The sequence below is a fragment of the Streptomyces sp. STAM6 genome, from assembly GCF_054963715.1.
In genome coordinates, this window is the sequence record NZ_JBUEFZ010000007.1 from 1 (window position 1) to 23581 (window position 23581).

The window sequence follows — 23581 nt, forward strand, 5'->3', positions numbered from 1 at the left end:
TCATCCTGCCCATCATCTACGGCATCAAGGAGCTCGCCAAGGACGGCCTCGCGGCGCTGCCTGCGGCCACCCTGACCGGCGGTCTGGTACTCGGGGTGCTGTTCGTGCACCGGCAGTCCGGGCTGGCCAGTCCCCTGCTCGACGTCACACTGTTCAGGAACCGTTCGTTCAGCGCCGCCCTGGGAATCCAACTGCTCAGCCTTGCCGCCATGGGCGGGGTCTACCTGTTCATCACCCAGTACACGCAACTGGTCGAGGGGCTCTCGCCACTCAAGGCGGGGCTGTGGCTGCTGCCCGCCGCCGGTGCGCTCATCCTGGCTTCCGCCCTGACTCCGGCGCTCGCCCGCAGGGTGCCCGCCGCGTACGTCATCGGGGCCTCGCTGGCGATCTCGGCGGTCGGCTACCTGGTACTCACCCAGGTCGACAGCGTCTCGGGGCTGCCCGTCCTCGTGACCGGCTTCGTCATCGTCTACCTGGGCATCAGTCCCATGTTCGTGATGGGCACCGACCTGATCGTCGGAGCGGCCCCGCCCGAGAAGGCGGGCTCGGCCGCCGCGATGTCCGAGACGAGTACCGAGTTCGGCGTCGCGCTGGGCGTCGCGGTCCTCGGCACCGTGGGCGCCGCCGTCTACCGCGACCGGATGACCGCCACCGTCCTCAGCGAGGTCCCGGCGCAGGAGGCCGAGTCCGCTCGCGAAAGCCTGCCCGACGCCATCGCCACGGTGGACGGCCTCCCCCACGGGCTGCATGACCTCGTGCTCGACCCCGCCCGCGCCGCCTTCACCCACGGGCTGAACATCACCAGCGGCATCAGCGCCCTGCTCGTCGCCGCCCTGGCCGTACTGGCCGTATGGCTCCTGCCCCGAACCCGTCCTGGCCACGCCACTACAGAGCCGAGCGGCACGGCAGGCACCGAAACCATCACAGACAGCACTGGCACCACGAATGCCGAAGCCACCAAAGGCGTCGCAGCCACCGCGACAATCGCAACCGCCGCGGTTTGCCGAGCACGGTGACACCCATCAATGTGCTGGGCACGTCGTGGTCACCGAACGCGTCCCGGACAACCTCCCACGCCGTCACCAGGTCCTCCCGCCGGTGAGAGGCAACGAGAACACGGGTGCTGATGACATCGTGCAGTGACGCGCCCGACTCCGTCAGAGCGGTCCGCATGTTCTCCACAGCCCTGGCCGCCTGCCCCGCGACGTCCCCGATCGCCGCAGTGGAGCCATCCTCATTCAGAGGACAGGCTCCGGCCAGGAAGATCAGCCGCGACTCGGCCGGGGCCGTGGCCGCGTAGGCGTACTCCGCAACATCGGACAGGGAGGCAGAGCGAATCAATGTGACAGCACGCGGCACGGGCTTCCTTTCGCAGCAGTTCCGGGACGCTCAGGACCTTCTCAATGGTCGACTCCGCGTTCGACACATTTTCCTGGCCCGTCGACTCCCGTGATGGGCCACTGCCGTCAGCCGCCCCATGGATCTCACGTGATCGAAGAAACACACCCTGGAAGACAGTGCCTTCCACGAGCCGTACCGTGCCGCCAGGGACACCCGATGCGATCCGGGCTGGAACTTCCAGGCGATCGCATCGATCACCTGGCGGTGATCACTCCACCGGCCGCCCGAGACAGCCTGCGGAGTTCACCGCGGCCTGACACGGGAACTCACTCGGGTGTACGCCCAGGCCTCGCGGCGGTCGCCGGCGTGGGCGTCGCGAGCCGAGGAGCACGGTCAGGTCGATCCGCTCGGTGCCGCCCACCGCCTCGTGCGCACGGCGGGCGAGCAGGCTGGTCAGCCCCGTGGCGACGCCCGCACTGAGCACGGCGATGGCCCCGGTCGCGACGGCCTGTCCGGCCAACCCCACGACACCGGTGAGCAGTCGGTGACTGGCGCCGACGTCCAGGCTGGGCGGCAAACGCAACGAACACCGGATCCAAGAGGTTCGAGCCAAGCCGCGTGACGGGCCCACTCCTCACCGGGCAACCCCCGGCGGGACCACGGCACTCATCGGGCCACCCTGTGGTGATCTGGGGTGAAACCACGCATTCCGTCATCACATCACAGCGTGTGCGGACGGACGGCAAGGCCAGGGCGGCACGTGCGCCGATCTTTGAAAGTTCTTGCAGAAGGTCTCTGCAAGTCATTGCGAAGCGTTGGTCATGGTCATTAAAGTCCGTGGCGCTGAAGGCATTTGACGGACCTTCGGCAGATCTGCCGAATGACTCGAGGAGTGTCGTGACGGTGCAAGCAGCCGTTGTCGAGCCCGGGGTGCGATGCGACGACGGCGGCTTCACGCTGCACGCACCGGAGGGCACGTCGTACCGCGTCGACATCACGCGCGGCCTGCTGGACCCCGAGAACCCACTCCTCGCCCGGGCCTGTGCGGGGCGCAGGGTCGTCGTCTTCACCGGACCGGCGGTGGAACGGCTCTACGGGCAGCGGCTGCGGCAGTACCTCTCCGCACGACTGGAGCCCGGCAGTTGGAGCGTCACCGTCCTTCCCGGCGGCGAGCACAACAAGACGATGCCGACGGTCGAGGAGATATGCGCCCGGGCCAAACAGGAGGGGCTCGACCGGCGGGGTGTGATGCTCGCCGTCGGCGGTGGAGTCACCTGTGACCTCGTCGGGTTCGCGGCGGCCATCTACTGCCGCGGCGTGCGGTACGTCAAGGTCAACACCACGCTCGTCGGCCAGGTGGACGTCGGCGTCGGTGTGAAGACCGGCGTCAACGCGCTCGGCACCAAGAACATGCTCGGCGCGTACCACCCGGCGGACGCCTCGCTGAACGACCCCGCCTTCCTCCGGACGCTGGCGCCGCGCCACATACGCTGCGGCCTGGGCGAGGTGGCCAAGATGGCCGTCATCAAGGACCCGTCACTCTTCCGAGCCCTGGAGGAGTGCCCCGACGTCTTCCGCACACCGCGACCGGCCCCTTCCTGGCTCACGGCCATGGGCTCGGACGACATCGAGGACTACGTCCTGCGCACCTCGATGCGGCTCATGATGGAGGAACTCTGCCCCAACCTCCGCGAGCACGATATGGCCCGGCTCGTCGACTTCGGCCACACCTTCGGACCGGCGATCGAGACCGCCAGCGGCTACCGCGTCGCGCACGGCGAGTCGGTCGCCGTCGACATGGCGCTGTCCACCGAACTCGCCCGTGTCCTGGGGATGATCGACGCCGCCGGATGCGAGCGGATCATCCGGCTCCTCGTCTCGCTGGGCCTGCCCGTGTACGACCCGGACACCTGCACCCCCGGCCTGATGGGGGGCGCCCTGCGCGCAGCCTGGGAGCGGCGGGGCCGCAGGCTGCACCTCGTGGTGCCCCGCGGCATCGGCACCGCGTCCTTCGTGGACGACCTGGACGACATCCCCGCGGGCGCCCTCGACGAGGCGCTGCGTGCGCTCGGCCGCCGTGCGGCCGCCCTCCCCTCCCCGCTCGCCGACGCCCACTGAATCCCAGGAGCCACCGCACGATGAGCCACGCCGAGTCGCTGCACCGCCCCGCCCTCACCAATCTCTACGACGATCTGCTGAAGGAAGTGACGGGCGACCACGGCGGAGAGGGCACGATCCTGGCCCACCGGGTCTACCGGCGCGAGGACGCGCCCGCCCCCGTCGCCTTCGTCGACCTGGTCGTCCTGCCGCCGCGCACCTCCATCGGCGTGCACCGCCACGGCGACGACCAGGAGACCTATGTCGTCCTGTCCGGCCGGGGCCGGATGACACTGGACGGCGAGGAGTTCGAGGTGCGCTCCGGGGACGTCGTACCCAACCGCCCCCACGGTGCCCACGGTCTCGCCAACGACTCCGACGAGGACCTCAGGCTGCTGGTCCTCGAGGTCGGCCCGCTGGGCGGCTCCCGGTGAGCGGCCCCCTCCAGCGCCGGCTCCTGGAGAGGGAGGCCGTCCGTCTGGCCCCCGGCGCCTCGGAGGAGTCCGCGCTGGGCGAACGGGTCTTCACCGAGGGCCGGGGCGCCGTCCTCACCGACCTGGACGGCAACCAGTACATCGACCTCGCGGCCGGCACCCTCACCCAGTCCCTCGGCCACTGCCACCCCGACGTGGTCAACGCGCTGACGGAACAGGCCGCGCGGCTGTGGAACGTGCACGACTTCGCCACCGCCGACCGGGCCGCCCTGTGCGACCTCCTCGCCGAACTGCTGCCGGAGCGGCTGGACACGTACGCCTTCTTCTCCACCGGCGCCGAGGTCGTCGAGGCCGCGCTGCGCGTGGTCCAGGCCGTCGCCGAACCCGGACGCAACCGGATCGGCGCCCTGCGGTACGGCTTCCACGGCAAGACCCAGGGCGCGCGGATGCTGGTCCACTGGGACATCGGGAACCAGGCGCACGCGGGCAACAGCGTCCTCGGCTACTCCCCCTACTGCTACCGCTGTCCCCTGGAACTCACCCACCCCTCCTGCGGCGTGCGCTGCGCGACGCTGGTGCGCCGCCACATCGCGGAGAAGCCCAATGTCGCCGCGCTCGTCTTCGAGCCGGTCCTCGGGGCGGCCGGGGTGATCGTTCCGCCGCCCGGCTACTGGGAGCAGATCGCCGACAGCTGCCACGAGAACGGTGTGCTGCTCGTCGCCGACGAGGTGCTCACCGGCGGCGGGCGCACCGGCGCCTTCCTCGCCTCCGAGCGGTTCGGCGTCGAACCGGACCTGGTGGCCCTGTCCAAGGGCATGGCGTCCGGCTTCCCCTTCGCGGTGCTGGCCGGCCGCGCACCGGTGCTGCGCCACCCCGACGCCGCCCGGGCCGGGTCGACGGCATCCACGTACGCCGGCAACCCCCTCGGGATCGCGGCCGCCCGAGCCACGCTCGAAGTGGTGCGGCGCGAGGCCCTGATCGAGCAGGTGGACGTCCTCGGCGGGGTTCTGGCGGAGCGCCTGGCCGACCTGCACGCCCGCTACGACGTGCTGGGCGAGGTACGCGGCATCGGTCTGCTGTACGGGCTGGAGTTCGTGCGCGACCGCGCCTCCCGCGCGCCCGCACCCGACATCGCACGCGCGGTCTACCGCACCGCTCTCGACCTGGGGCTGAGGACCGCGCTCGGCGGCAATGTCATCCGGCTCGCGCCCCCGTTCACCATCGACCGCGCGCTGCTGGAGGAAGGCGTCGACCTGCTCGGGCAGGCCCTGGAACGGGTCACGGAGGCCGGCCGGTGATCGTCGCGGAGAACCTGGTCAAGGAGTTCCGGGTCCACCGGCCCCGCCCCGGTCTGCTCGGCAGCCTCGGCTCCCTCTTCAGCCGCGAGTACCGGACCGTGACCGCCGTCTCCGGGGTCTCGTTCGAGATCCCGGCCGGCACCAGGGCCGCCTACATCGGCGCCAACGGCGCGGGCAAGTCCACCACGATCAAGATGCTCACCGGGATCATGCGGCCGACTTCGGGGCGGTGCCGCGTGGCCGGGCTGGAGCCGTACGAGGAGCGGCGGCGCAACGCCGCCAACATCGGCGTCGTCTTCGGGCAGCGCAGCCAGCTGTGGTGGGACCTGCCGGTGCTGGACTCGTTCCGCATCCTGCGGCACATCCACGACATCCCCTCCCCCGTCTACCGGCGCAACATGGAGCTGTTCCGGGACCTGCTCGACCTCGACGCCCTCGGCAACACGCCCGTACGGCAACTGAGTCTGGGCCAGCGCATGCGCGCCGAGGTCGCCGCCGGCCTCGTCCACGACCCCAAGGTGCTCTTCCTGGACGAGCCGACCGTCGGGCTGGACCTGGTGCTCAAGCAGGCCGTGCGCACGCTCGTCAACCACATCAGCGCCGAGCGCGGCACCACCGTGCTGCTCACCAGCCACGACATGGGAGACATCACCGCCATCTGCGACCAGGTGCTGGTCGTCGACCACGGCCGGGTCGTCCACCAGAGCACCGTGCGGGAACTGCTGAGGACCGCCGACACCCGTTGTGTCGTCTTCGAGCACCGGGGCGGGGCGACCGGCCCCGACGAGACGAAACGCCTCATCGAGCGGCACCTGGGAGGTGTCACGGCCACCCCGGTGGAGGGCGGGCGCGTCAAGGTCGAGTACGCCGCCGGCCGCTGGACGGCCCGCCAGGTGATGGGTTTCCTGCTGGAGCACTTCGACGTCACGGACTGCGTGGTGCCCGAGCCGGACCTGGAGACGGTGCTGCGCCGCATCTACACCGGGCGCACCGGGCCCGGCGGTGGTCACGACGACCACACCGGCCGGCGCGAGGCGGCCGTATGACGTCCGCACCTCCGGCGCCCCGCACGTCCCTGCGCCGCTATGTCCCGTTCAGCGCCGCGAGCCTGCAGGCCCTGCTGCAGTACCGCGCGACGTTCGCGATCAACGCGCTCACCGCGGCGACCGCGGTCGGCGTCCAGGTCTTCCTCTGGCGCGCGGTGTACGCGGGCGGTGAGGGCGGCACGGTCGGCGGCTACACGTCCGCGCAGCTGACCACGTACGTACTGCTGGCCCAGGTCCTCGGGCTGCTCCACGCCAGCCGGGTGGACGAGGAGGTCGCGGGGGAGGTCCGGCGCGGGGACATCGCCGTGGCGCTGCTGCGTCCCGTCGGCTATCCGCTCGCCCGGTTCGCCGCCGGTCTGCCGGTGTCGCTGTGCAACGCCGTGCTCGTCGCCGTGCCCCTGGTGCTGCTGTACGCGCTGCTGCTGCCGCTGACCGTGCCCACGTGGCCGCGGGCGCTGCTGTTCGCCGTGTCGGCCGGGCTGTCGCTCGTGATCGGCTTCGGCGTCAACCTGCTCGTCGGGCTCGCGGGGTTCGTCACCACCAACGTGTGGGGGGTGCGCATCGTCAAGGACGGTGTCGTCGCCTTCTTCGCCGGGCAGGTCGTCCCGCTCGCCCTGATGCCGGGACCGCTGGCGGCCGTCGCCCACGCCCTGCCGTTCCAGGGCATGGTCGACGGGCCGCTGCGGCTGCTGCTCGGCCGTTACGACGGCGGGACGGGGGCCGCGGGGATCCTCGTCGTCCAGCTGGGCTGGGCGGTGCTCCTCACCGGGGCGTGCACGCTCGCCTGGCGGCGGGCCGTGCGCCGGCTGGAGGTGGTCGGCGGATGAGGCCCCTGGCCACCGCGGCCCGCTATCTGCGCCTCACCTGGCACTTGAGCGGTGTCAGTCTCCACCGGCTGACGGCGTACCGCATGGACTTCCTGCTGGGTGCCGGCGGGCTGCTGCTGCGGGTCGCCTGTCAGGTCGCGGTGATCGGGACGGTGTTCCGGCACGTGCCCGTCATCGCGGGCTGGACGTACCACCAGGTGCTGTTCCTCCTGGGTTTCTCGCTGCTGCCGCGCGGCCTGGACCGGATGTTCACCGACCAGCTGTGGATCCTCGCCCGCAAGCTGGTCCGGAACGGCGAGTTCTACCGGTATCTGGTCCGGCCCGTGCACCCGCTGTTCACCCTGCTCTCCGAGCGTTTCCTCTACCCCGACGGGTTCGGGGAGCTGCTCACGGGGCTGGCACTGGTCTGCTACGCCACCGCCCACCTCGATCTGGCCGTGGGCGCCGGCGCGCTGCTGCTCGCGCCCGTCCTGGTGCTCTGCGCCACCCTGATCCTCGCCTCGATCAAGACCCTGTTCGCCTCGCTCGCCTTCTGGCTCACCGACAGCTTTCCGTCGCTGTACGCCAGCCACCAGCTCGGTGAGTTCTCCGGCTACCCGCTGGACCTCTACCACCCGTCGCTGCGATGGGTCCTGACGTGGGTGCTGCCCTTCGCCTTCACCGCCTATGTCCCGGCCGCCTTCCTGCTGTTCGGGCACACCCGCATGCTGCCCTGGCTCCTCGCCGTGACGGTGGGTCTGGCGGCGCTCGCCCTGGTCGTCTGGAACCGGGGCGTCGACCGATACGAAATGACCGGGAGCTGAACCTTGGACACCCTGCTGCTCGGTGCCCCCTCGCCCGCCGTGGTGGACCTGCTGCGCGAGGCGCCGTGGATGGAGGAGACCCCGCGGCGCTCCGGCCGCTTCGAACTGCACGACACGGCCGCGCTCGGCGACGTCCGGCTCCTGATCGTCGCCTCCGTCACCCCGGAGGCCACCACCCGCTGGTTCGTCCCCGTCCTCGACGACGCACCGGTCCGCAGCGCCACCTGCGACGCCGCGTTCGACCGGCTCGTCGTCAAAGCCCTGCGCGACGGCCTGGACCTTCCCACCGCCCGGGGCAACCTCGTCCGGTTCCGTGGCGAGCCGGACCCGTACCGGCGCCAGTTGGCCTTCGACCCCGGCTGGTGCTCCAACACGCTGTCGCTCCTTGACCTCGGTGGCGCCGCGCACGTCCACAAGACCTACCGCCGTATCGGCGCCGGCACCCGCGAGCCGGAACTGCTCCGGCTCATGGCCGCCACCGGCCGTACCCAGCGGCCGGCCGGCGACTACACCTACGTGGACACCTCCACCGGCAGCCGTACACCGCTCGGTGTGCTGTACCGCTACGCGGAGGGCGAGGGCCTCAACGTCCCGCTGCGGGCGGGCATACGGGCCCTGTGGCCACTGCTGGCGGCGGGCGCCGACCCCGGCGACGCCGTCACCGCGTCGCTGCGGGAGCTGACCGTGCCGCTGCGGGAGGCCGGGCGGTTCCTCCACGGCTTCCACCGCGACCTGGCCGATCGTCTCGGGCCTCATCCCGGGGCCACCGCGGAAGCTCACATCGGGGAAGCGGCCCGGCGGCTGGCGGCGCTGCGTCCGCTGATCCTCGGCGACAGCAGGTTTCCGTCCGCCGTGCGGCAGGCCGCCGTCACCGGACTCGAACGAGCGCTCTCAGCCGCCCGGTCACTGCCGGACCGGCCCTGGCCCACCGGCCCCTGCCACGGCGACCTGCACCTGTCCCACCTGCTGCGGCGTGAACGGGCCGACGGAACGTGGGAGATGTGCGTGATCGACCTGTCCACGCCCGCGCCCGACCGGGAGGACCCGGCCACGGGTGCATCGCCCTGGCAGGACCTGGCGGCCCTGCGGCGCGGCCTGGAGATCTTCGCCGCCGACGAGTTCACCGATCACGCCGCGCAGACCGTCGGCATGGAGTCCGCGGACACCTGCCGCACGGCCCTCCTGCAGGCCGCGGGGGTGGGGCCCGACACGCCCGGCTGGACGCCGCGCCGGCTGGCGGAGCTGGACCGGCTGCGCTCCGCGGCCGGGCTGTGGGCCGCCCGGGCGGGCGACCTGCTCGCCGGCCCCGGCCGGTCGGCGGCGCTCCACCCGGCTTGGCTGCTGATCCGGCTGCGCCGGCTGATCCACGAACTGGAGTACGCCTACGCCCACGACCGCGCCTACCACGCGGCCATCAACCTGCGGCACGCCGTGGAGGCCAGCGGCGTGCCGGCCTCCCGGTGAAGGACCACGCCGTGCACATCATCGAGACCTACTTCGAGTGCGGAGGCTTCGACCACCGCTTCCTCCAGGGCGGTATCTCCGTCTACCTGTGGAACCTCTCCACGGAGCTGGCCCGCCAGGGCCACCGCGTCTCCGTCGTCACCCCGGCCCACGGCCGGCTCGACGACCTGCGCCGTGACCACGACGTCGAGACGCTGGACTACCGGGACAGCTACGAGCTGCCCCTGGTCCTCGACCCGGCCACCTGGGGAGCGCGCTTCCCTGCCGAGGTGCGGATCCCGTTGACCACCACCGCGCACCGGGTCCGACTCGACGGCGTCGACCTGTACTTCCTCTCCAACGAGCTGCTCGACGAGCTGCCCGACCGCTTCTACCCGCCCTACGACAGCAAGGGCCGGGACCTGGTGTTCTTCAAACCGCTGGCGTACCAGGTCGACACGATCCGGTTCGTGCGCGGCCGGCTGAGCGACGAAAGGGCGCTGCTGCACGCCCACGAGCCCTACTACCACTACCTGATGCCGGCCGCCTTCCGTGACGACCCGGACATGCTCGTCGTGGGCACGGTCCAGAGCAACATGCCGATCACCAAGAAGGTGTACCGGCCCAAGGTCGAGCGGCTGCTGGACTTCCTGGGCGCGCCCGTCGCCCTGCCGCCCGAGGACGAGGCCCCGGACAGGCCGCCGACCGAGGCCGAGGCCGTGATGAGCGCGTACCAGCAGCGCACCCATCTTCACTACGAGTACGGGCCCGGGCATGTGCGCGTCTACGACCTGGTCGCCGACCACACGGACCTGATCGACTTCCTGTCGCCCGGGCACCTGGACTTCTACACCGACTTCGCGGACACACCGTTCGAGCGGCTGTTCACCGGTCATCCGGTCCGGGACGCGGTGCGCCGCGGCGCGCACAAGGCCTTCGTGGGCGGCTGCGCCATCGGCGAGCGGTGGACCGGTGGCCGGGCGCCGTCGGCCGACCGGGCGACGGTGCTGTCTTCCCTGGGGCTCGACCCCGCCTTGCCGACGTTCTTCCACAACGCCCGCTACGCCGTGCACCACAAGGGGCAGACCGAACTGTTCCGCGCCGTCGACCGGGTCCTGAGCCAGGGCCTGGCGGCCAACTTCGTGCTGCGCTGCCTCAGCGACGGCGGCATCGCGGATCCGTACGTCACCGAGGTCGTCACCCGCCACAAGGACCGGATCCACCTGGAATGCGAGCGCGTCGAGGAGGAACGGATCGTTGCCTACGCCGCCGCAAGTGACTTCTGCCTGTTCCCGTCCAAGTTCGAGATGGACACCTTCCTGATAGCCCAGGGCGAGGCGATGGCCATGGGCGCCGTGTCCATCGCCACCGCGCAGCTCGGCATGGCGCACTTCGGGCACACCGACGACCCGCTGGACGGGCCCGGCGCCCGGGCCGCCACGGGCTTCGCCGTCAACCGGTCCTTCGCCGAGGACGACACCCTGCTCGTCGACGCACTCACCCGCCGCATCCACGAGGCCGCCCACCTGCTCCGCGACCGGCCCGGCGACTACGCCCGGCTGCGGGCCAACGCCGTCGCCACGGCACGGCGGTTCACCTGGGAGAACGTCGCGAGGCGGCACACCGAGGCGTTCACGGTGCTGTGGCGGGGCGACCGGCCCGAGCCGGACACCGAACTGCTGCTGCGGCACGGCTGGTTCGACCTGCTCGCCCCGGAGGCCTACGAGACCCACCGCGACGACGTCGCCGAGGCGGCCGCCCGCCTGGGCGACGCCGAGGCCTTCGGGCGCTGCCACCCCCTCGACGCGGCCACCGTCCGGGCCCTGTTCGAGACCGCCTGGCAGCGGGCCGACTTCGCCCGGTGTGCCGCGGCGGCGGGCGGCGATCCGGAGCTGCGTGCCCGGCTGGACGGGCGCTGCGAGATCACGGACGACCGGGTCGTGTACCGGCTCGACCACGCCGAGCGCGTGGAGCTGGTGTGGCTCGCCCCGCCCGGTCCGGGGCGCCGCGAGGTGACCGTCCGGCGCCTGGAGCGTACGGAGTCCGGGGACTTCGCCGGGCCTCTCCCGGAGGCCGGGCGGGCTGTCCACCTCCTGGTCACCCTGGCCTCCGGCCGCTGCGCGTGGGACGTGGTGAGCCGTGGCTGAGGCGGTGCGCGCGGCCCTGCTCGCGGGCGGCGAGGGACGCAGGATGGGCCGGCTGGGGGAGGGCAGGCTCAAGCCGCTGGTGCCCTTCGGCGGCACCTGCCGGCTCATCGACTTCTCGCTGGCCAACGCCGAGGCGTCCGGTCTGGGCGAGGTGCTGCTGCTGTCCCAGTACGAGGAGCGGCAGCTGATGGACGACCTGTACCGCACCTGGTGGCGGCCGGGCTTCCGGGTGCACTTCGGGCCGTACGACCAGGGGTACCTGGACGGCGCCGGATACCGTCCCCCGGGCACACCGGGGCGGCCGGAGCGCGGCACCGCCGACGCGCTGATCCGCAAGGCCCCGTATCTGTTCGGGCCCGGCACCACCGAGATCCTGCTGCTGCACGCGGACCACGTCTACCGCTTCGACCACCGCCCGCTCATCGAGGCGCACCGCCGCAGCGGCGCCGCGCTGACCCTCGCGTACCAGCGCATCGAGCGCCGCTACGTGCACCTCTTCGGGATGGTGGAGTTCGACGCCGCCGGGCAGCTCACCGCCTTCGTGGAGAAGCCGGCGGAACCGACGAGCGACCTCGTCTTCGCCGCGTTCTGCGTCTTCGACGCGGCCCGCCTCCACCACTACCTGGAGGAACTCGACGGCACCGACTGGCAGCACGACATCAGCCGGGACGTCGTCCCGGCCATGCTGGCCGGCGGGGAGCGCATCCTCGGTCACGAAGTCGCGGGCCACTGGGAGGACATCGGGACGGTCGACCGCTACCACCGCGCCCACATGGCGCTCCTCGCGCCCGGCGCACCGCTGACGCTCGGCGAACTGCCGCGCACCCTGAGCCCCGGTGCGCAACGCCGGCTGGTCGCCCGCGAACCGGGGATCGCACGCAGCCTGGTGGCGGACGACCTGGTCAACGACGGCCGGATCGAGCACAGCGTCGCCTTCCCGGGCGTACGCGTGGGCGCCGGAGCACGTGTACGCCGCAGTGTCCTGCTCCCGGGTGCCGTCGTCCCCGCCGGGGCCGACATCGAGGGAGCGATCGTCCTGGAGGACGGGGCCGTGGAGCAGCCGCCCCAGCCGCACGCCACCGCAGAAGACAGAGGAAGCCGTGTCTGAACCAGCCTTCACCGTCGCCGACGTCGGCGGGACGACCCTGCGGATCGCCCGCTACGACGTGGGGACGGGAACCCTCGCCGACGCGCGCCGCACCCCCACCGACGGCATCGCCCGCCATCCGGGCGCGCCGGTGCACGTCCTGCAGCGTCAGGTGGCCGACCGGCTCGGCCGGCTCGCCGAGGAGGCCGTCGCCCGGCACGGCAGCCGCGCCCTGGCCGTGGCCTTCGCCGGCCCGGTGACGGCCGACGGGCGGGTCGTCACCGCCCCGACGATCTGGGGCGGCCGCGGCGACACCCTGCCGTTGCGAGAGCTGCTCGAGGAGCGGGTGGGCGTTCCGGTCGTCGTGGTCAACGACCTGACGGCGGCGGTGTGGCGCCATGTGCGCGGCCCGGAGGAACCGCCGTTCTGCCTGATCACCGTCAGTTCCGGGATCGGCAGCAAGGTCTACCGCGCGGGTGAGGTGCTCCTGGACGCCGAGGGTCACGGGGGTGAGCTGGGCCACTGGAGGTGCGACCCGTCCCCGCGGGCACCGCTGTGCGACTGCGGTGGACGCGGCCACCTGGGCGGAATCGCCTCGGGCCGCGGCGTCCTGGCCGCGGCACGCCGCGCCGCCGCCGAGGACCCCGGCGGTTACGCCCGCTCGGCGCTCGGGGCCCTCGCCCCCGACCCGGCCGGCCTGGACAACCCCGCCCTGGCCACGGCGGTACGGGCCCGCGATCCGTTCGCCACCGCGGTGCTCCGCGGCGGCCTCACCCACCTGGCCTCGGCGATCACGTCGGTGTTCACCGCGATCGGCGTCCGCCGCTACGTCCTCATGGGCGGCTTCGCGCTGGCCGTCGGCCCCCGCTATGCCGAACTGCTCACCGAGGAGCTGCGGCGGCTCGGCTGCTTCGGCCTGACGCCCGAGGAGATCGGCCGGATGGTGGTCCTCGGCGCGCCCGACGACGACCACGGGCTCATCGGGGCCGGGCGTCTGCTCACCGCGCGCGCCGCGCGAGGGGTGGTGACGGCGGTATGACCCGCACCCTGATCGTGGGCAGCGGCTTCGTGGGACGGGCCGTGGCCGGCCGGCTCGCCGCCGGAGGTGACCGGCCGGTCCTCGCGTCCCGCCGCCCGCCGGCCGCGACCAGCACCGCCTGGGTGCCGCTGGACGCGGCCGACGCCGCCGCGTGCGAGCGGGTCGTCGACGAGGTGCGCCCCGACCGCCTCGTCCTGGTCCACGGCCCGTCGGACGTGACGTGGTGCGAGGCACATCCGGACAGGGCCGCCGCGTCGCACACCGCGGCGGCCGAGAACCTCACCGCCGCCGCGCCCGGCCTGCGTACCGTCATGATCTCCACCGACAACGTCTTCGACGGCCGCTCCCCCGACAACGACGAAGCGGCCCCCACGGCCCCCGCCAACGCGTACGGGCGTGCGAAGCTCGCCGCCGAGGACGTCCTGCGGGGGGCGGCCGACGCCACCGTGCTGCGGGTCAGCCTGGTCTACGGCTGGGAACCGGCCGCCGCCGGGAAGTGGCTGAACTTCTTCTCCGCCTGTGCGCACCGGCTGCGGCGCGGCGAGTCCGTCGAGGCTCCCGACGACCAGTGGACCACGCCGGTCCTGGTGACGGACGTCGCCGCCGTGACCGCTGCCGTCCTGTCGCCCGGCGCGCCGCCACTGCTGCACCTGGGTGGCCCCGACCGCGTGTCGCGGGCCGCGTGGGCGGAGGCGATCGCCGACGGACTGGGGGCGCCGGGCTCCCTCGTCGTCCGGGTGCCGAAGGCGCGCGGCCGCTATGCCAGCAGGCCGGCCCACAGCTGTCTGACGAGCCGTCTCCTCGGCGGCGTCCTCGCCCGGCACGGTCTGCGCCTGCAGGGCGTCGCCGAAGGGGTACGTACCCTGCTGGCCGAATGCCCCGAAGGGAGAGCCGCGTGATCCGCACCATCCGCTCCCGCGAGGTCTACCGCAATTCGTGGATGAGCGTGCGCGAGGACGACATCCGCCACCCCGACGGCAGCCCGGGGCGCTACGGCGTCGTCGACAAGCCGGACTACGCCCTGGTGATCCCGCGTCAGGACGGCAGGGTGCGCCTGGTGGAGCAGTACCGCTATCCGGTGCACGGGCGGTACTGGGAGTTCCCGCAGGGTTCGTGGTCCGCCGGCCGTCAGGGGGGTGGCAGCCCGCTCGATCTCGCCCGTGCCGAGCTGCGCGAGGAGACCGGTCTGCGGGCCGCCCGGATGACCCCGCTCGGCCGGGTGCACGTCGCCTACGGCTACGCGAGCCAGGGCTGTCACGTCTTCCTCGCCGAGGAGCTCACGGAGGGCGAACCCGAACGCGAGCCCACCGAGGCCGACATGCGGCTGCGCTGGGCCGACCCGGCCGATTGGCGCGGGCTGGTGCGCTCCGGCCGCGTCACCGACGCCGCCACCCTGGCCGCGCACACGCTGCTGACCCTCCACGAGGAGGGCCGGCGGCCGGAGGACGGGCGGTGAACCCCCCGCGCCCCGCATCCGGTCCCGCACCCCTGCCGACACCCCGCGCGGGAGGGCGGCTGCCCTTCTCGGTCGTCGCCACGGACCTCGACGGCACCCTGCTCCGCGGCGACCTCAGCGTCTCCGCCCGTACCCGTGCCGCGCTCGCACGGGCCGCCGCGAGCGGCGCGCGGCACCTCGTGGTCACCGGCCGCCCCGCCGCCGGCTGCCGCGACCTGCTGGAGCCGCTGGGGTACGACGGGGTGGCCGTGTGCGGGCAGGGCGCCCAGCTGTACGACGTCGGCGCGGACCGCCTGCTCGCCACCGCGACCCTGGACCGCCCCACCGTCCGGGCCCTCGTGGGGCGCGTCGAACGCGAGGCGGGGCCACTGGCGCTGGGCGTGGTGACGGCGGGGCTGTCCGGCGAGTTCCTCGTCACGCCGGGTTTCGGCGTGCGGGCCCGGCACGGCTGGCGGCTGGTGGAGGACCCCGAAGGGCTGTGGACCGAGCCGGTGGAGAAGGTCCTGATCCGCAGCCGGCGCCTCGGCGACGACGGCCTGGCCGCGCTGGCGGCCCGGATCTGCGCGGACCGGCTCTCCGTCACCCACTCGGGCGAGGGCATGGTCGAACTGCTGCCCGCCGGGGTGGACAAGGGCAGCGGCCTGGCCGCGGCGGCCCGGCTCCTCGGCTTCGGCCCGGACGACACGCTCGCCTTCGGCGACATGCCCAACGACATACCCATGCTGCGGTGGGCCGGACATGGCGTCGCCATGGGCAACGCCCACCCCGATCTGCGGCGGCTCGCGGACGAGACCGCGCCGACCAATGACGACGACGGCGTCGCCGCCGTCCTCGAACGCATCTTCCCGGTATTCCCCCGATCGGCCGACACAGCCAAGGAACCCCTATGAACGCCAGTATCGACGTCCTCGTCCTCGGCGGCGCCGGCGTGGACACCGTCGTCCACGTCCCCGAACTGCCCCTCCCGTTCGCCGACAGCTACATGATCCGTCCCGGGATCGTGACCCGGGCGGGCCAGAGCGGTGACTTCGTCGCGGTCGGTACGCACGCCCTGGGCCTGCGCACCCACCACCTCGACATGATCGGCGACGACCACGAGGGCGAACTCGTGCGCGCCCTGCACCGCGACCGTGGCATCCCGTTCACGGAGGTGCGGCAGCCCGGCGGCACCAAGCGCGCGGTCAACCTCGTCGGCCCCGACGGGCGGCGTCTGTCGCTGTACGACGACAGCCGGGCGGGTGAGGCCGACCGGTTCCCCGACGAGGTGGTCCGCGACCTGGCCGCTGTGAGCCGGCACGCGCATGTCGTCATCACCCACCCGTGCGCGTACGCGCTGCCCGCGTTGCGTGCCGCCGGTGCGACCATCTCGACCGACCTGCACAACTGGGACGGCACCAACCCCTACCACGAGCCGTTCGCCCACGAGGCGGACCTCGTCTTCCTGTCCACGACGGCACTGTCCGACCCGGAGCGCACCATGCGCGGGATCGTCGAGCGGGGCCGGGCCCGGGTCGTCGTCGCGACCGCGGGCGGCGAGGGCGCCTATCTGCTGGCCGACGACGAACTGACGCACATCCCCGCGGTCACCCCGCCGGGTCCGGTCGTGGACTCCAACGGCGCCGGCGACGCGTTCGCCGCCGGCTTCCTCCACGGCTGGCTGGGCGGTGAACCACTGGCCCGCTGCGGCCTGTACGGGGCGGTGGCGGGCGCGCACGCCTGTACCGTGCCGTCCACCAGGACCGAAGCGATCGGCCTCACCGACCTCGTCGACCGCGCGGCCGCGCTGTCGGGCACCTCCACCGCCGGGGCGAGTGAGCCGGAGGGCCGCGCGGGCGTCGAAAGGGAGGACGGGCGGAGGGGCACGAGGCCCGAGCGAACCGAGCGGGGGCACCTCCCACGCCCGCAGGACGTAGGGGGAGCTCGAGCGTCGACGCACGCGGCGAGCGCCCCGGAGCCGGACCGAGCCCCCAGCGGTACGGCGCCGGGGGACCTCGTATGAGCGTCTCCGGACGCACCGCCGGCTATGACGTCGTCGTCCTCGGCGGCGGAGTGGCGGGTTGTGTGCTGGCCGCCCGGCTGAGCGAGGACCCGGGCCGGTCGGTCTGCCTGGTGGAGGCCGGGCCGGACCACGGGCCGCGGTGGCGGGAGTGGCCGCCCACGCTCCTCGACGCCCACGCCCTGCCCCGCGACCACGTGTGGGAGCGCGGCACCGCGGTCCACCGGATCCGGGCCCGCGTCCTCGGCGGCTCGTCGTGCGTCAACGGCTGCTGGAACACGTGGGGAAGCGCGGCCGATCACGACGAGTGGGTCCGGGCCGGCGGGGACCGCTGGTCCGCCGCCGCGATCGAGCCGTACCGGCTGAGGGCCGTGGAGCAGATGCGGCTGCGGCGGGTGCCGGAGCGCGAACTGTCCCCGTGGAGCCTCGCCGCCCTGGAATCCGCCCGGGAACTCGGCTACGCCGAGGTGGACATGGGCGCCCCGGGCACTCCCGGATACGGCACGCCGCTGATCAACGCCCTCGACGGCACCCGCTGGAATGCCGCCTTCGCCTACCTCGGCGGGGCGCGCGACCGCCCGAACCTCACCGTCCTCGGCGGCGCGACCGCGGACCGGCTGACCGTCCGCGGCGACCGGATCACCGGAGTCGAGGTCCTCACCGGCCACCGGCGGGACGTGCTGACGGCCGGCACCTTCGTCGTGGCCTGCGGGACATTCGGCTCGGCCGCGCTCCTGCTGCGCAGCGGCCTCGGCCCGGCCGACGAGCTGAGCGCCGTGGGCATCCGGCCGCGGATCGACCTGCCGGGCGTCGGCGGGAACCTCACCGACCAGCCCGGTGTGTTCGTCCCGCTGGCACCGACGCCCGGCCTGAACGCGGCGCTCGCGGCCAAGGAGCGGGAGGGCGAACTGTATGTGAGCCGCATGCTGATCCGGGCGGCCGGGGACGGCTGCCCCGAAGGCTCGTGGAACCTGCACGTCCTGCCGTCGGCGGGTGACCCCTTGTTCGGCTCGCTGCCACCGGGCGAGTACGAGGCCGGAGTCTCCGCCTTCCTCGTGAAGCCCCTGTCCCGGGGCCGGGTGCGGTTGCGTACGGCAGACCCCGCCGACGCCCCCGACATCGACCCGGGGTTCCTCACGGACCCGGACGGCCACGACACCGCCGCGCTGCGCTCGGGCCTCGGGATCGTGGAACGCCTCGCGTCGGCCGGCCCGCTCCGCCGCCTCGCGGGACCGCCGGAGGGCCGGCCGTCGCGGGACCTGTCCGACGAGGAGCTGCGCGCCCGGCTCGGCACCTACTGGCATCCGGTGGGGACCCTGGCGATGGGGCGTCCGGAGGACCCGCTCGCCGTCACCGACGGCGAGGGCAGGGTGCGGGGTCTGGCGAATCTCCGTGTCGCCGACGCGTCCGTTCTGCCTACCGTACCCGCATCGAACACCCAGCTCCCGGTGCTCGCCGCCGCCGAGATGCTGGCCGACGCAGTGAAGGACTGACCGCACATGCACGACACGACCTTGAGCCCCGAACCCCCGGCCGGCCGGCCGCCCCACGGGCGGCTGCTGTACGGGTGCATGGGCCTGGGCGGTGCCTGGGACGACGCGCCGTACACCGCCGAGGACATCGACCATGCGGAGGCCGCGATCCGGGCCGCGCTCGACGCGGGCATCACCACCTTCGACCACGCGGACATCTACCGGCACGGCAAGTCCGAGGCGGTGTTCGGCGAGGTCCTGTCCCGGACGCCGGGACTGCGCGAGCGGATCGTGCTGCAGAGCAAATGCGGCATCCGGCTGCCGGAGGACGGCCGCCCGGGCCTCTACGACCTGCGCGCGGACAGCATCGTCCGCAGGGTGCGCGAGAGCCTGACCCGGCTGCGTACGGACGTCCTCGACACCCTGCTGCTGCACCGTCCCGACCCGCTGGCCACGCCCGGGGAGATCGCCGAGGCCTTCGGCGTCCTCCACGGGGAGGGCCTGGTCCGGCGGTTCGGCGTGTCGAACATGAGCGCCGCGCAGATCGCCCATCTGCAGGCCCACCTCGATGTGCCGCTCGTGGCCAACCAGCTGGAGATGAGCCTGGAGCGGCGCGACTGGGTCGAGGCCGGGGTCCTGGTGAACACGAGCGGCGCGGCCGCGAACGGCTTCCCCGCCGGGACGCTCGAATACTGCCAGGCCCACGGCATCGAGCTCCAGGCGTGGGGAGCCCTGGCCCGGGGCCGCTACACGGGCGAGGAGCCGTCACCGGCCGCCGTACTGATCAGGGACCTCGCCGCCGCCAAGGGCACCACCCCGGAGACCGTGCTGCTGTGGTGGCTGATGCGGCACCCGGCCCGTATCCGCCCGGTCGTCGGCAGCAGCCGGCCCGACCGCATCCGTGCCTGCCGTGACGCGGCCGCCTCGGAGCCCGACCTCTCCCACGAGGAGTGGTACGCGCTGTGGGTCGCCGCCCGTGGTGTGCCCCTCCCCTGACCCACGGGCCCGCCGCCCGCCCCGCCCCCACCCACGGAGACCACAGTGACACCGAGCAGCGCCGCACCGGCCACCGCGACCGCCACCATCCCCGGGCAACTGCAGGCGGCCCGCTTCTACATCACCTTCCGCTGCAACTCGCTCTGCGGGTACTGCAACGTCTGGCAGGACGACAAGTTCAAGGGCTACGAGGAACTGACCCTGGAACGTGCCCGGCAGAGCCTGGACGAGCTGTACGCCCTCGGCGTCCGCTACGTCGACTTCACGGGCGGCGAACCCGTCCTGCATCCGCACATCGACGGAATCGTCCAGTACGCCAAGTCCCTCGGGATGACGGTCGAGATCACCACCAACGGGATCCGCTTCGCCCGTCACATCGAGGCCATCGTGCCCCACGTCGACACGATGAACGTCTCCCTCGACACCCTCAGGGCCGACCGCTACCGGGCCATCCGCGGGGTTCCCACCCTGGACCGGGCGCTCGACGTGATCCAGCGTGTCAACGCCACCGGATCGGGCAACCTGAAGCTCATCTGCGTGGTCACCCGGGAGAACCTGGACGAGCTGCCGGACCTGCTGCGCTTCGCGCACGACAACCGGCTGCCCGTCTATTTCTCCGGCATGTTCGAGTACTTCGACGAGCAGGACACGGTCCGCGACGTCAACCGGACCGCCCGGAAACTGAAGCTGATCGAGCAGAACGGCAAGCCGCTCGCGGACGCCGGCCCGGCGCGCACGGATCGCATGTCCGCCTCCGAGCCGACGGGCGGGCGGATCGCCGAGGAGCTGCTGCGCCTGCTGTACCAGCCGTACGCGCTCATCAACCTGCACTTCCGCAAGTACATGGAGAGCCTGGATCCGACCACGCCCACGGACTGCTTCGCCAACAAGCGCATCCTGACCGTCGGCCCGGACGGCCGCCTGGTCCTGCCGTGCTACCACGCGTTCGACAACTCGCTGGCGTGGGACCGGAGTCTGAGCGAACTTGTGCGGGACGAGGAGTTCGTCCGGGTGCGTGACGAGGAGGTGGGACACCGTTCGGAGTGCCGGGGCTGCACCGTCTTCCCCTACATCGGTCTGTCCTTCAGCTACCGGTTCGACAAGATCTTCCTCTACCAGGCCCTGTCCGAGGAGATCGCCAAGATCAAGAACCGGTTCGCCAACCCCCTCCACCCACGGCTCGACCTGCCCCTCGATTCGCTCCACCGACGCTACGCCGAACTGGAGCGGCTGATCGACGACAAGCTTCCCACCCCCCGGCCGCCGCTCGCGGACGACCACCTCTACCACTTCGAGGCCGACGGCACCGGTGTCACCACGGACTTCGCCGCCGGTGGCATCGCCCTGGCCGAACTGCTGGCGGACCACGCGCGCGGCGACTGCTGGGGCGTGCAGCGCTCCCCGCACACCTGGATACGCCTCCTCTACCGCGACCTCGTGCCCGCCCTGCGCGACTTCGACGCTGAAGGACTGCTCCCGCCCGACGCCTACGAGGACACCGTCGCGGAGCTGTACGTGGTCCAACTCGCCTGGTGGTACGGCTATCTGGCCCGCTACTTCCGCGGATCGCGGGGCACCGCCACCGACGAGGCCGACGCGGTCCTCACCGGCTTCCTGGAGCGCACGAACGCCCTGCTGCCCGACACACCGCGCGCCCTGCGCGTCCGGGAGATCCTGCTGCACGCCGGCTGTGTGGCCGGTCTCCCGCCGGCGACCCTGGCGCCCCTGGGCGTGCCCACCCCCTTCCCGGAAGCGCCGCTGATCGCCAAACACCTTCTGCTCGTCGCCGACGACGCCGACCTGCCCGGGTACGCCGGCCTCCTGCCCGACGAAGCCGCCGAACCCCTGCGGCTCGCCACCCGGCCGCGGCCGGACGACACCGCGGTCCCCGCTCTCCTCGACGCGGAAACGGCCCGCCTCCTCGCCCACGACGGGCTCCTGGACCAGACCGCCGCGGCGCGTCTCGTCACCTCGGTCGCCGCGCTCGACCCCGAGCAGCGGGGCACTCTCGCGGACCGACTGCTCGTCCATGAACTCGCGGCACCCTGGACGCTGCGGGAGCGGGGGAAGCCCCTGCGGACCCGCCACTGAGGCCACACGGCCCGCGGAACCGGTGCGCCGGCCTGCCGAGCCCCGCGCGACGGGCCCGGCAGGCCGACGCACATCGGCGACCCCACCGGGCGTTCCGGGAGGGCCGGCGCTGCTGACGCACGCCGGCAGGCGCCGGGGCCGGCGCTCGTGTCGCGAGCCCGTGAGCTCCGCCGCGCCGCGGCCGACAAGGGCTCCCCCGGGCCTTTTTCCGGGTAATTCCCGGCCTTGACACCACCGGGGGCCGGACCCACCATGGGCGTTGCGCAGGTCGCAATTTGTTTCATCATACGCACCGAGACGCAACGAGGTGTCATGAGGATTCCCGTCTGCCCGCTCGCGGATCTGCCGCAGGGTGAAGCCCACCGGCTCGATACCGAGCCCCCCATCGCGGTGTTCCACACCGAGGAGGGGGAGGTCTACGCCATCGACGACACATGCACCCACCAGGACGCGTCGCTCGCCGACGGCTGGCTGGAGGGCTGTGAGGTCGAATGCCCCCTCCACGCCTCGAAGTTCGACCTGCGGACCGGCTGCGCGGACGCGCCTCCCGCCAAGCGGCCCGTACGCACCCATGAGGTCGTCATCGAAGAGGGAATGGTCTACGTCGTGCCTTCCCGGGCCGAGCCGAACCTGCCGCCCGACATCACCTCTCGCCTCACCGGGGGGCGCGCATGAGGACCGTCGCCATCGTCGGGGCGTCGCTGGCCGGCCTCTCGGCCGCCCGATCGTTGCGGAAGCAGGGCTACGACGGGCGGTTGATCCTTGTGGGCGAGGAGACGCACCGGCCCTACGACCGGCCTCCGCTGTCCAAGGAGTTCCTCGCCGGGGACATCGACGAACCGGCACTGTCGCTGGAACTGGAGGACGAGGGGCTCGAGGCCGAGTGGCTGCTCGGCGCCCGGGCCGTCGATCTGGAGCCGCGACAGCGCACCGTCGTCCTGAGCGACGGGCGTCCGGTGCAGGCGGACGGCGTCGTCATCGCGACCGGTGCGGCCGCGCGACGACTGCCCGGCACCGCCCGGCTCACCGGAGTCCACACGCTCCGCACCCTCGACGACGCCCGCGCGCTGCGGCGTGACCTGACCCTCGGGGGACGGCTCGTCGTGATCGGCGGCGGCTTCGTCGGAGCGGAGGTCGCCTCGACGGCCCGGACGCTCGGACTCCGGGTCACGGTGGTCGAGGCGGCCGAGGTACCGCTGGCCCGTACCTTCGGCACGCGCATGGCCACGACACTGGCCGGGCTCCACGCGGACCACGGGGTCCGCCTCATCACCGGAGCCGGCGTCCGCTCACTCACCGGCCAGGGCCGTGTGAACGGGGTGGTCCTGCAGGACGGAACCCTCCTCCCCGCCGACACGGTGGTCGTCGGCATCGGCGCGCTCCCCGGTGTCGACTGGCTGCGGAACTCCGGTGTACGGCTCAGCAACGGGGTCCACTGCGGCCCCGGCGGGCTCACCAACATCCCGCAGGTCGTGGCCGTGGGCGACTGCGCGGCCTGGTACGACCCCGAGGCCGGGGCCCACCGCCGGGTCGAGCACTGGACCGGCGCGCGGGAGATGCCCGCCGTCGCGGCGGCCACGCTGCTGGACCCGTCCCTGACACCCCCCGACCCCAAGGCCCCGTACTTCTGGTCCGACCAGTACGGGGTGCGCATCCAGTTCGCCGGCCACGCCGACCGCGCCGACTCCGTGGCGGTGGAGGAGGGAACGGTCGACGACAGCAGCTTCGTGGCGGTCTACCGCCGCGAGGGCGGTCCGGTCGCCGTGCTCGGCGTCAATGCCACGCGGACCTTCACCCGGTACCGGCGCACGCTGTCGGCCGGCGCACGCACGAAAGCGGCCGCACGGTGAACGTCCCGCCGGCCGCACGGTGAACGTCCCCGCCCGGGGCCGGTCCCCGGCCGCCCACCCGGACGGCCTCCCCCGGCCCCGGCGGACGCTGCTGACGGACATCGTCGACGTCCGGACACGGAAACCGCCACACCGAGAGGCCCGGCCCGGCAGTGCGC

General features: G+C 72.8%; 21 protein-coding genes and 1 pseudogene. 20 read left to right on the forward strand and 2 right to left on the reverse strand.

Features of this window, described 5'->3' with window-relative positions:
* Positions 1-1016, forward strand: a 1016-nt coding sequence (locus ACY34K_RS11485; protein ID WP_462746087.1) for an MFS transporter, incomplete at its 5' end; no start/stop codon positions are given.
* On the opposite strand, the gene ACY34K_RS11490 is transcribed toward ACY34K_RS11485, so the two are convergent.
* The gene (locus tag ACY34K_RS11490; RefSeq protein ID WP_462746088.1) at positions 922-1359 is read right to left on the reverse strand and encodes a RidA family protein; all 438 of its coding nucleotides are present in this window, start codon (positions 1357-1359) and stop codon (positions 922-924) included. The genes ACY34K_RS11485 and ACY34K_RS11490 overlap by 95 nt on opposite strands.
* A gap of 250 nt (positions 1360-1609) precedes the next feature.
* Complete coding sequence (locus ACY34K_RS11495) at positions 1610-1924, reverse strand: hypothetical protein (protein WP_462746089.1); 315 nt, start codon at positions 1922-1924, stop codon at positions 1610-1612.
* Positions 1925-2238: 314 nt separating this feature from the next.
* Between ACY34K_RS11495 and ACY34K_RS11500 the strand changes: the two genes are divergently transcribed.
* The 19 genes and pseudogenes from ACY34K_RS11500 to ACY34K_RS11590 all read left to right on the forward strand — a co-directional run bounded on the left by ACY34K_RS11500 (position 2239) and on the right by ACY34K_RS11590 (position 23423).
* On the forward strand, positions 2239-3459 hold the full coding sequence (locus ACY34K_RS11500) for a sedoheptulose 7-phosphate cyclase (RefSeq protein ID WP_462746090.1): 1221 nt from the start codon (positions 2239-2241) through the stop codon (positions 3457-3459).
* Between the two features lie 20 nt (positions 3460-3479).
* Positions 3480-3872: a cupin domain-containing protein gene (locus tag ACY34K_RS11505; RefSeq protein ID WP_462746091.1), complete on the forward strand. Its 393-nt coding sequence runs from the start codon at positions 3480-3482 to the stop codon at positions 3870-3872.
* Positions 3869-5170, forward strand: coding sequence for an aspartate aminotransferase family protein (locus tag ACY34K_RS11510; RefSeq protein ID WP_462746092.1), 1302 nt, complete (start codon positions 3869-3871; stop codon positions 5168-5170). Before ACY34K_RS11505 ends, ACY34K_RS11510 begins: the two co-directional genes overlap by 4 nt.
* On the forward strand, positions 5167-6216 hold the full coding sequence (locus tag ACY34K_RS11515; RefSeq protein ID WP_462746093.1) for an ABC transporter ATP-binding protein: 1050 nt from the start codon (positions 5167-5169) through the stop codon (positions 6214-6216). The genes ACY34K_RS11510 and ACY34K_RS11515 overlap by 4 nt, the downstream gene beginning before the upstream one ends.
* On the forward strand, positions 6213-7043 hold the full coding sequence (locus ACY34K_RS11520; RefSeq protein WP_462746094.1) for an ABC transporter permease: 831 nt from the start codon (positions 6213-6215) through the stop codon (positions 7041-7043). The genes ACY34K_RS11515 and ACY34K_RS11520 overlap by 4 nt, the downstream gene beginning before the upstream one ends.
* Positions 7040-7846: an ABC transporter permease gene (locus ACY34K_RS11525; protein WP_462746095.1), complete on the forward strand. Its 807-nt coding sequence runs from the start codon at positions 7040-7042 to the stop codon at positions 7844-7846. Before ACY34K_RS11520 ends, ACY34K_RS11525 begins: the two co-directional genes overlap by 4 nt.
* A 3-nt stretch (positions 7847-7849) precedes the next feature.
* Positions 7850-9310, forward strand: coding sequence for a hypothetical protein (locus tag ACY34K_RS11530; RefSeq protein WP_462746096.1), 1461 nt, complete (start codon positions 7850-7852; stop codon positions 9308-9310).
* An 11-nt stretch (positions 9311-9321) separates the two neighbouring features.
* Complete coding sequence (locus tag ACY34K_RS11535) at positions 9322-11436, forward strand: glycosyltransferase (protein WP_462746097.1); 2115 nt, start codon at positions 9322-9324, stop codon at positions 11434-11436.
* On the forward strand, positions 11429-12544 hold the full coding sequence (locus ACY34K_RS11540) for a sugar phosphate nucleotidyltransferase (protein ID WP_462746098.1): 1116 nt from the start codon (positions 11429-11431) through the stop codon (positions 12542-12544). Before ACY34K_RS11535 ends, ACY34K_RS11540 begins: the two co-directional genes overlap by 8 nt.
* The gene (locus ACY34K_RS11545) at positions 12537-13562 is read left to right on the forward strand and encodes an ROK family protein (RefSeq protein WP_462746099.1); all 1026 of its coding nucleotides are present in this window, start codon (positions 12537-12539) and stop codon (positions 13560-13562) included. Before ACY34K_RS11540 ends, ACY34K_RS11545 begins: the two co-directional genes overlap by 8 nt.
* On the forward strand, positions 13559-14461 hold the full coding sequence (locus tag ACY34K_RS11550; protein ID WP_462746100.1) for an SDR family oxidoreductase: 903 nt from the start codon (positions 13559-13561) through the stop codon (positions 14459-14461). Before ACY34K_RS11545 ends, ACY34K_RS11550 begins: the two co-directional genes overlap by 4 nt.
* Entirely contained in the window at positions 14458-15018 is a 561-nt protein-coding gene (locus ACY34K_RS11555) for an NUDIX domain-containing protein (RefSeq protein WP_462746101.1), read from the forward strand. The genes ACY34K_RS11550 and ACY34K_RS11555 overlap by 4 nt, the downstream gene beginning before the upstream one ends.
* Positions 15015-15908: an HAD family hydrolase gene (locus ACY34K_RS11560; RefSeq protein ID WP_462746102.1), complete on the forward strand. Its 894-nt coding sequence runs from the start codon at positions 15015-15017 to the stop codon at positions 15906-15908. The genes ACY34K_RS11555 and ACY34K_RS11560 overlap by 4 nt, the downstream gene beginning before the upstream one ends.
* Positions 15905-16813 (forward strand): annotated as a pseudogene (locus ACY34K_RS11565) (adenosine kinase); the annotation flags it as partial. The gene ACY34K_RS11560 and the pseudogene ACY34K_RS11565, both read left to right, overlap by 4 nt.
* A 200-nt stretch (positions 16814-17013) precedes the next feature.
* Positions 17014-18507, forward strand: a complete 1494-nt coding sequence (locus ACY34K_RS11570; protein WP_462746103.1) for a GMC family oxidoreductase — start codon at positions 17014-17016, stop codon at positions 18505-18507.
* Positions 18508-18513: 6 nt separating this feature from the next.
* Positions 18514-19482 carry an aldo/keto reductase gene (locus ACY34K_RS11575; RefSeq protein ID WP_462746104.1) on the forward strand — a complete coding sequence of 323 codons (969 nt, stop codon included), beginning with the start codon at positions 18514-18516 and terminating at the stop codon, positions 19480-19482.
* A 45-nt stretch (positions 19483-19527) separates the two neighbouring features.
* The gene (locus ACY34K_RS11580) at positions 19528-21573 is read left to right on the forward strand and encodes a radical SAM protein (RefSeq protein ID WP_462746105.1); all 2046 of its coding nucleotides are present in this window, start codon (positions 19528-19530) and stop codon (positions 21571-21573) included.
* 312 nt (positions 21574-21885) lie between these two features.
* Complete coding sequence (locus ACY34K_RS11585) at positions 21886-22248, forward strand: bifunctional 3-phenylpropionate/cinnamic acid dioxygenase ferredoxin subunit (RefSeq protein WP_462746106.1); 363 nt, start codon at positions 21886-21888, stop codon at positions 22246-22248.
* The gene (locus ACY34K_RS11590) at positions 22245-23423 is read left to right on the forward strand and encodes an NAD(P)/FAD-dependent oxidoreductase (protein WP_462746107.1); all 1179 of its coding nucleotides are present in this window, start codon (positions 22245-22247) and stop codon (positions 23421-23423) included. Before ACY34K_RS11585 ends, ACY34K_RS11590 begins: the two co-directional genes overlap by 4 nt.
* Positions 23424-23581: the final 158 nt, after the last annotated feature.

Coding starts and splice junctions, on each gene's coding strand:
- ACY34K_RS11585 (WP_462746106.1), top strand. CDS start 21,886: ATGAGGATTCCCGTCTGCCCGCTCGCGGATCTGCCGCAGGGTGAAGCC.
- ACY34K_RS11550 (WP_462746100.1), top strand. CDS start 13,559: ATGACCCGCACCCTGATCGTGGGCAGCGGCTTCGTGGGACGGGCCGTG.
- ACY34K_RS11590 (WP_462746107.1), top strand. CDS start 22,245: ATGAGGACCGTCGCCATCGTCGGGGCGTCGCTGGCCGGCCTCTCGGCC.
- ACY34K_RS11520 (WP_462746094.1), top strand. CDS start 6,213: ATGACGTCCGCACCTCCGGCGCCCCGCACGTCCCTGCGCCGCTATGTC.
- ACY34K_RS11505 (WP_462746091.1), top strand. CDS start 3,480: ATGAGCCACGCCGAGTCGCTGCACCGCCCCGCCCTCACCAATCTCTAC.
- ACY34K_RS11570 (WP_462746103.1), top strand. CDS start 17,014: ATGAGCGTCTCCGGACGCACCGCCGGCTATGACGTCGTCGTCCTCGGC.
- ACY34K_RS11575 (WP_462746104.1), top strand. CDS start 18,514: ATGCACGACACGACCTTGAGCCCCGAACCCCCGGCCGGCCGGCCGCCC.
- ACY34K_RS11525 (WP_462746095.1), top strand. CDS start 7,040: ATGAGGCCCCTGGCCACCGCGGCCCGCTATCTGCGCCTCACCTGGCAC.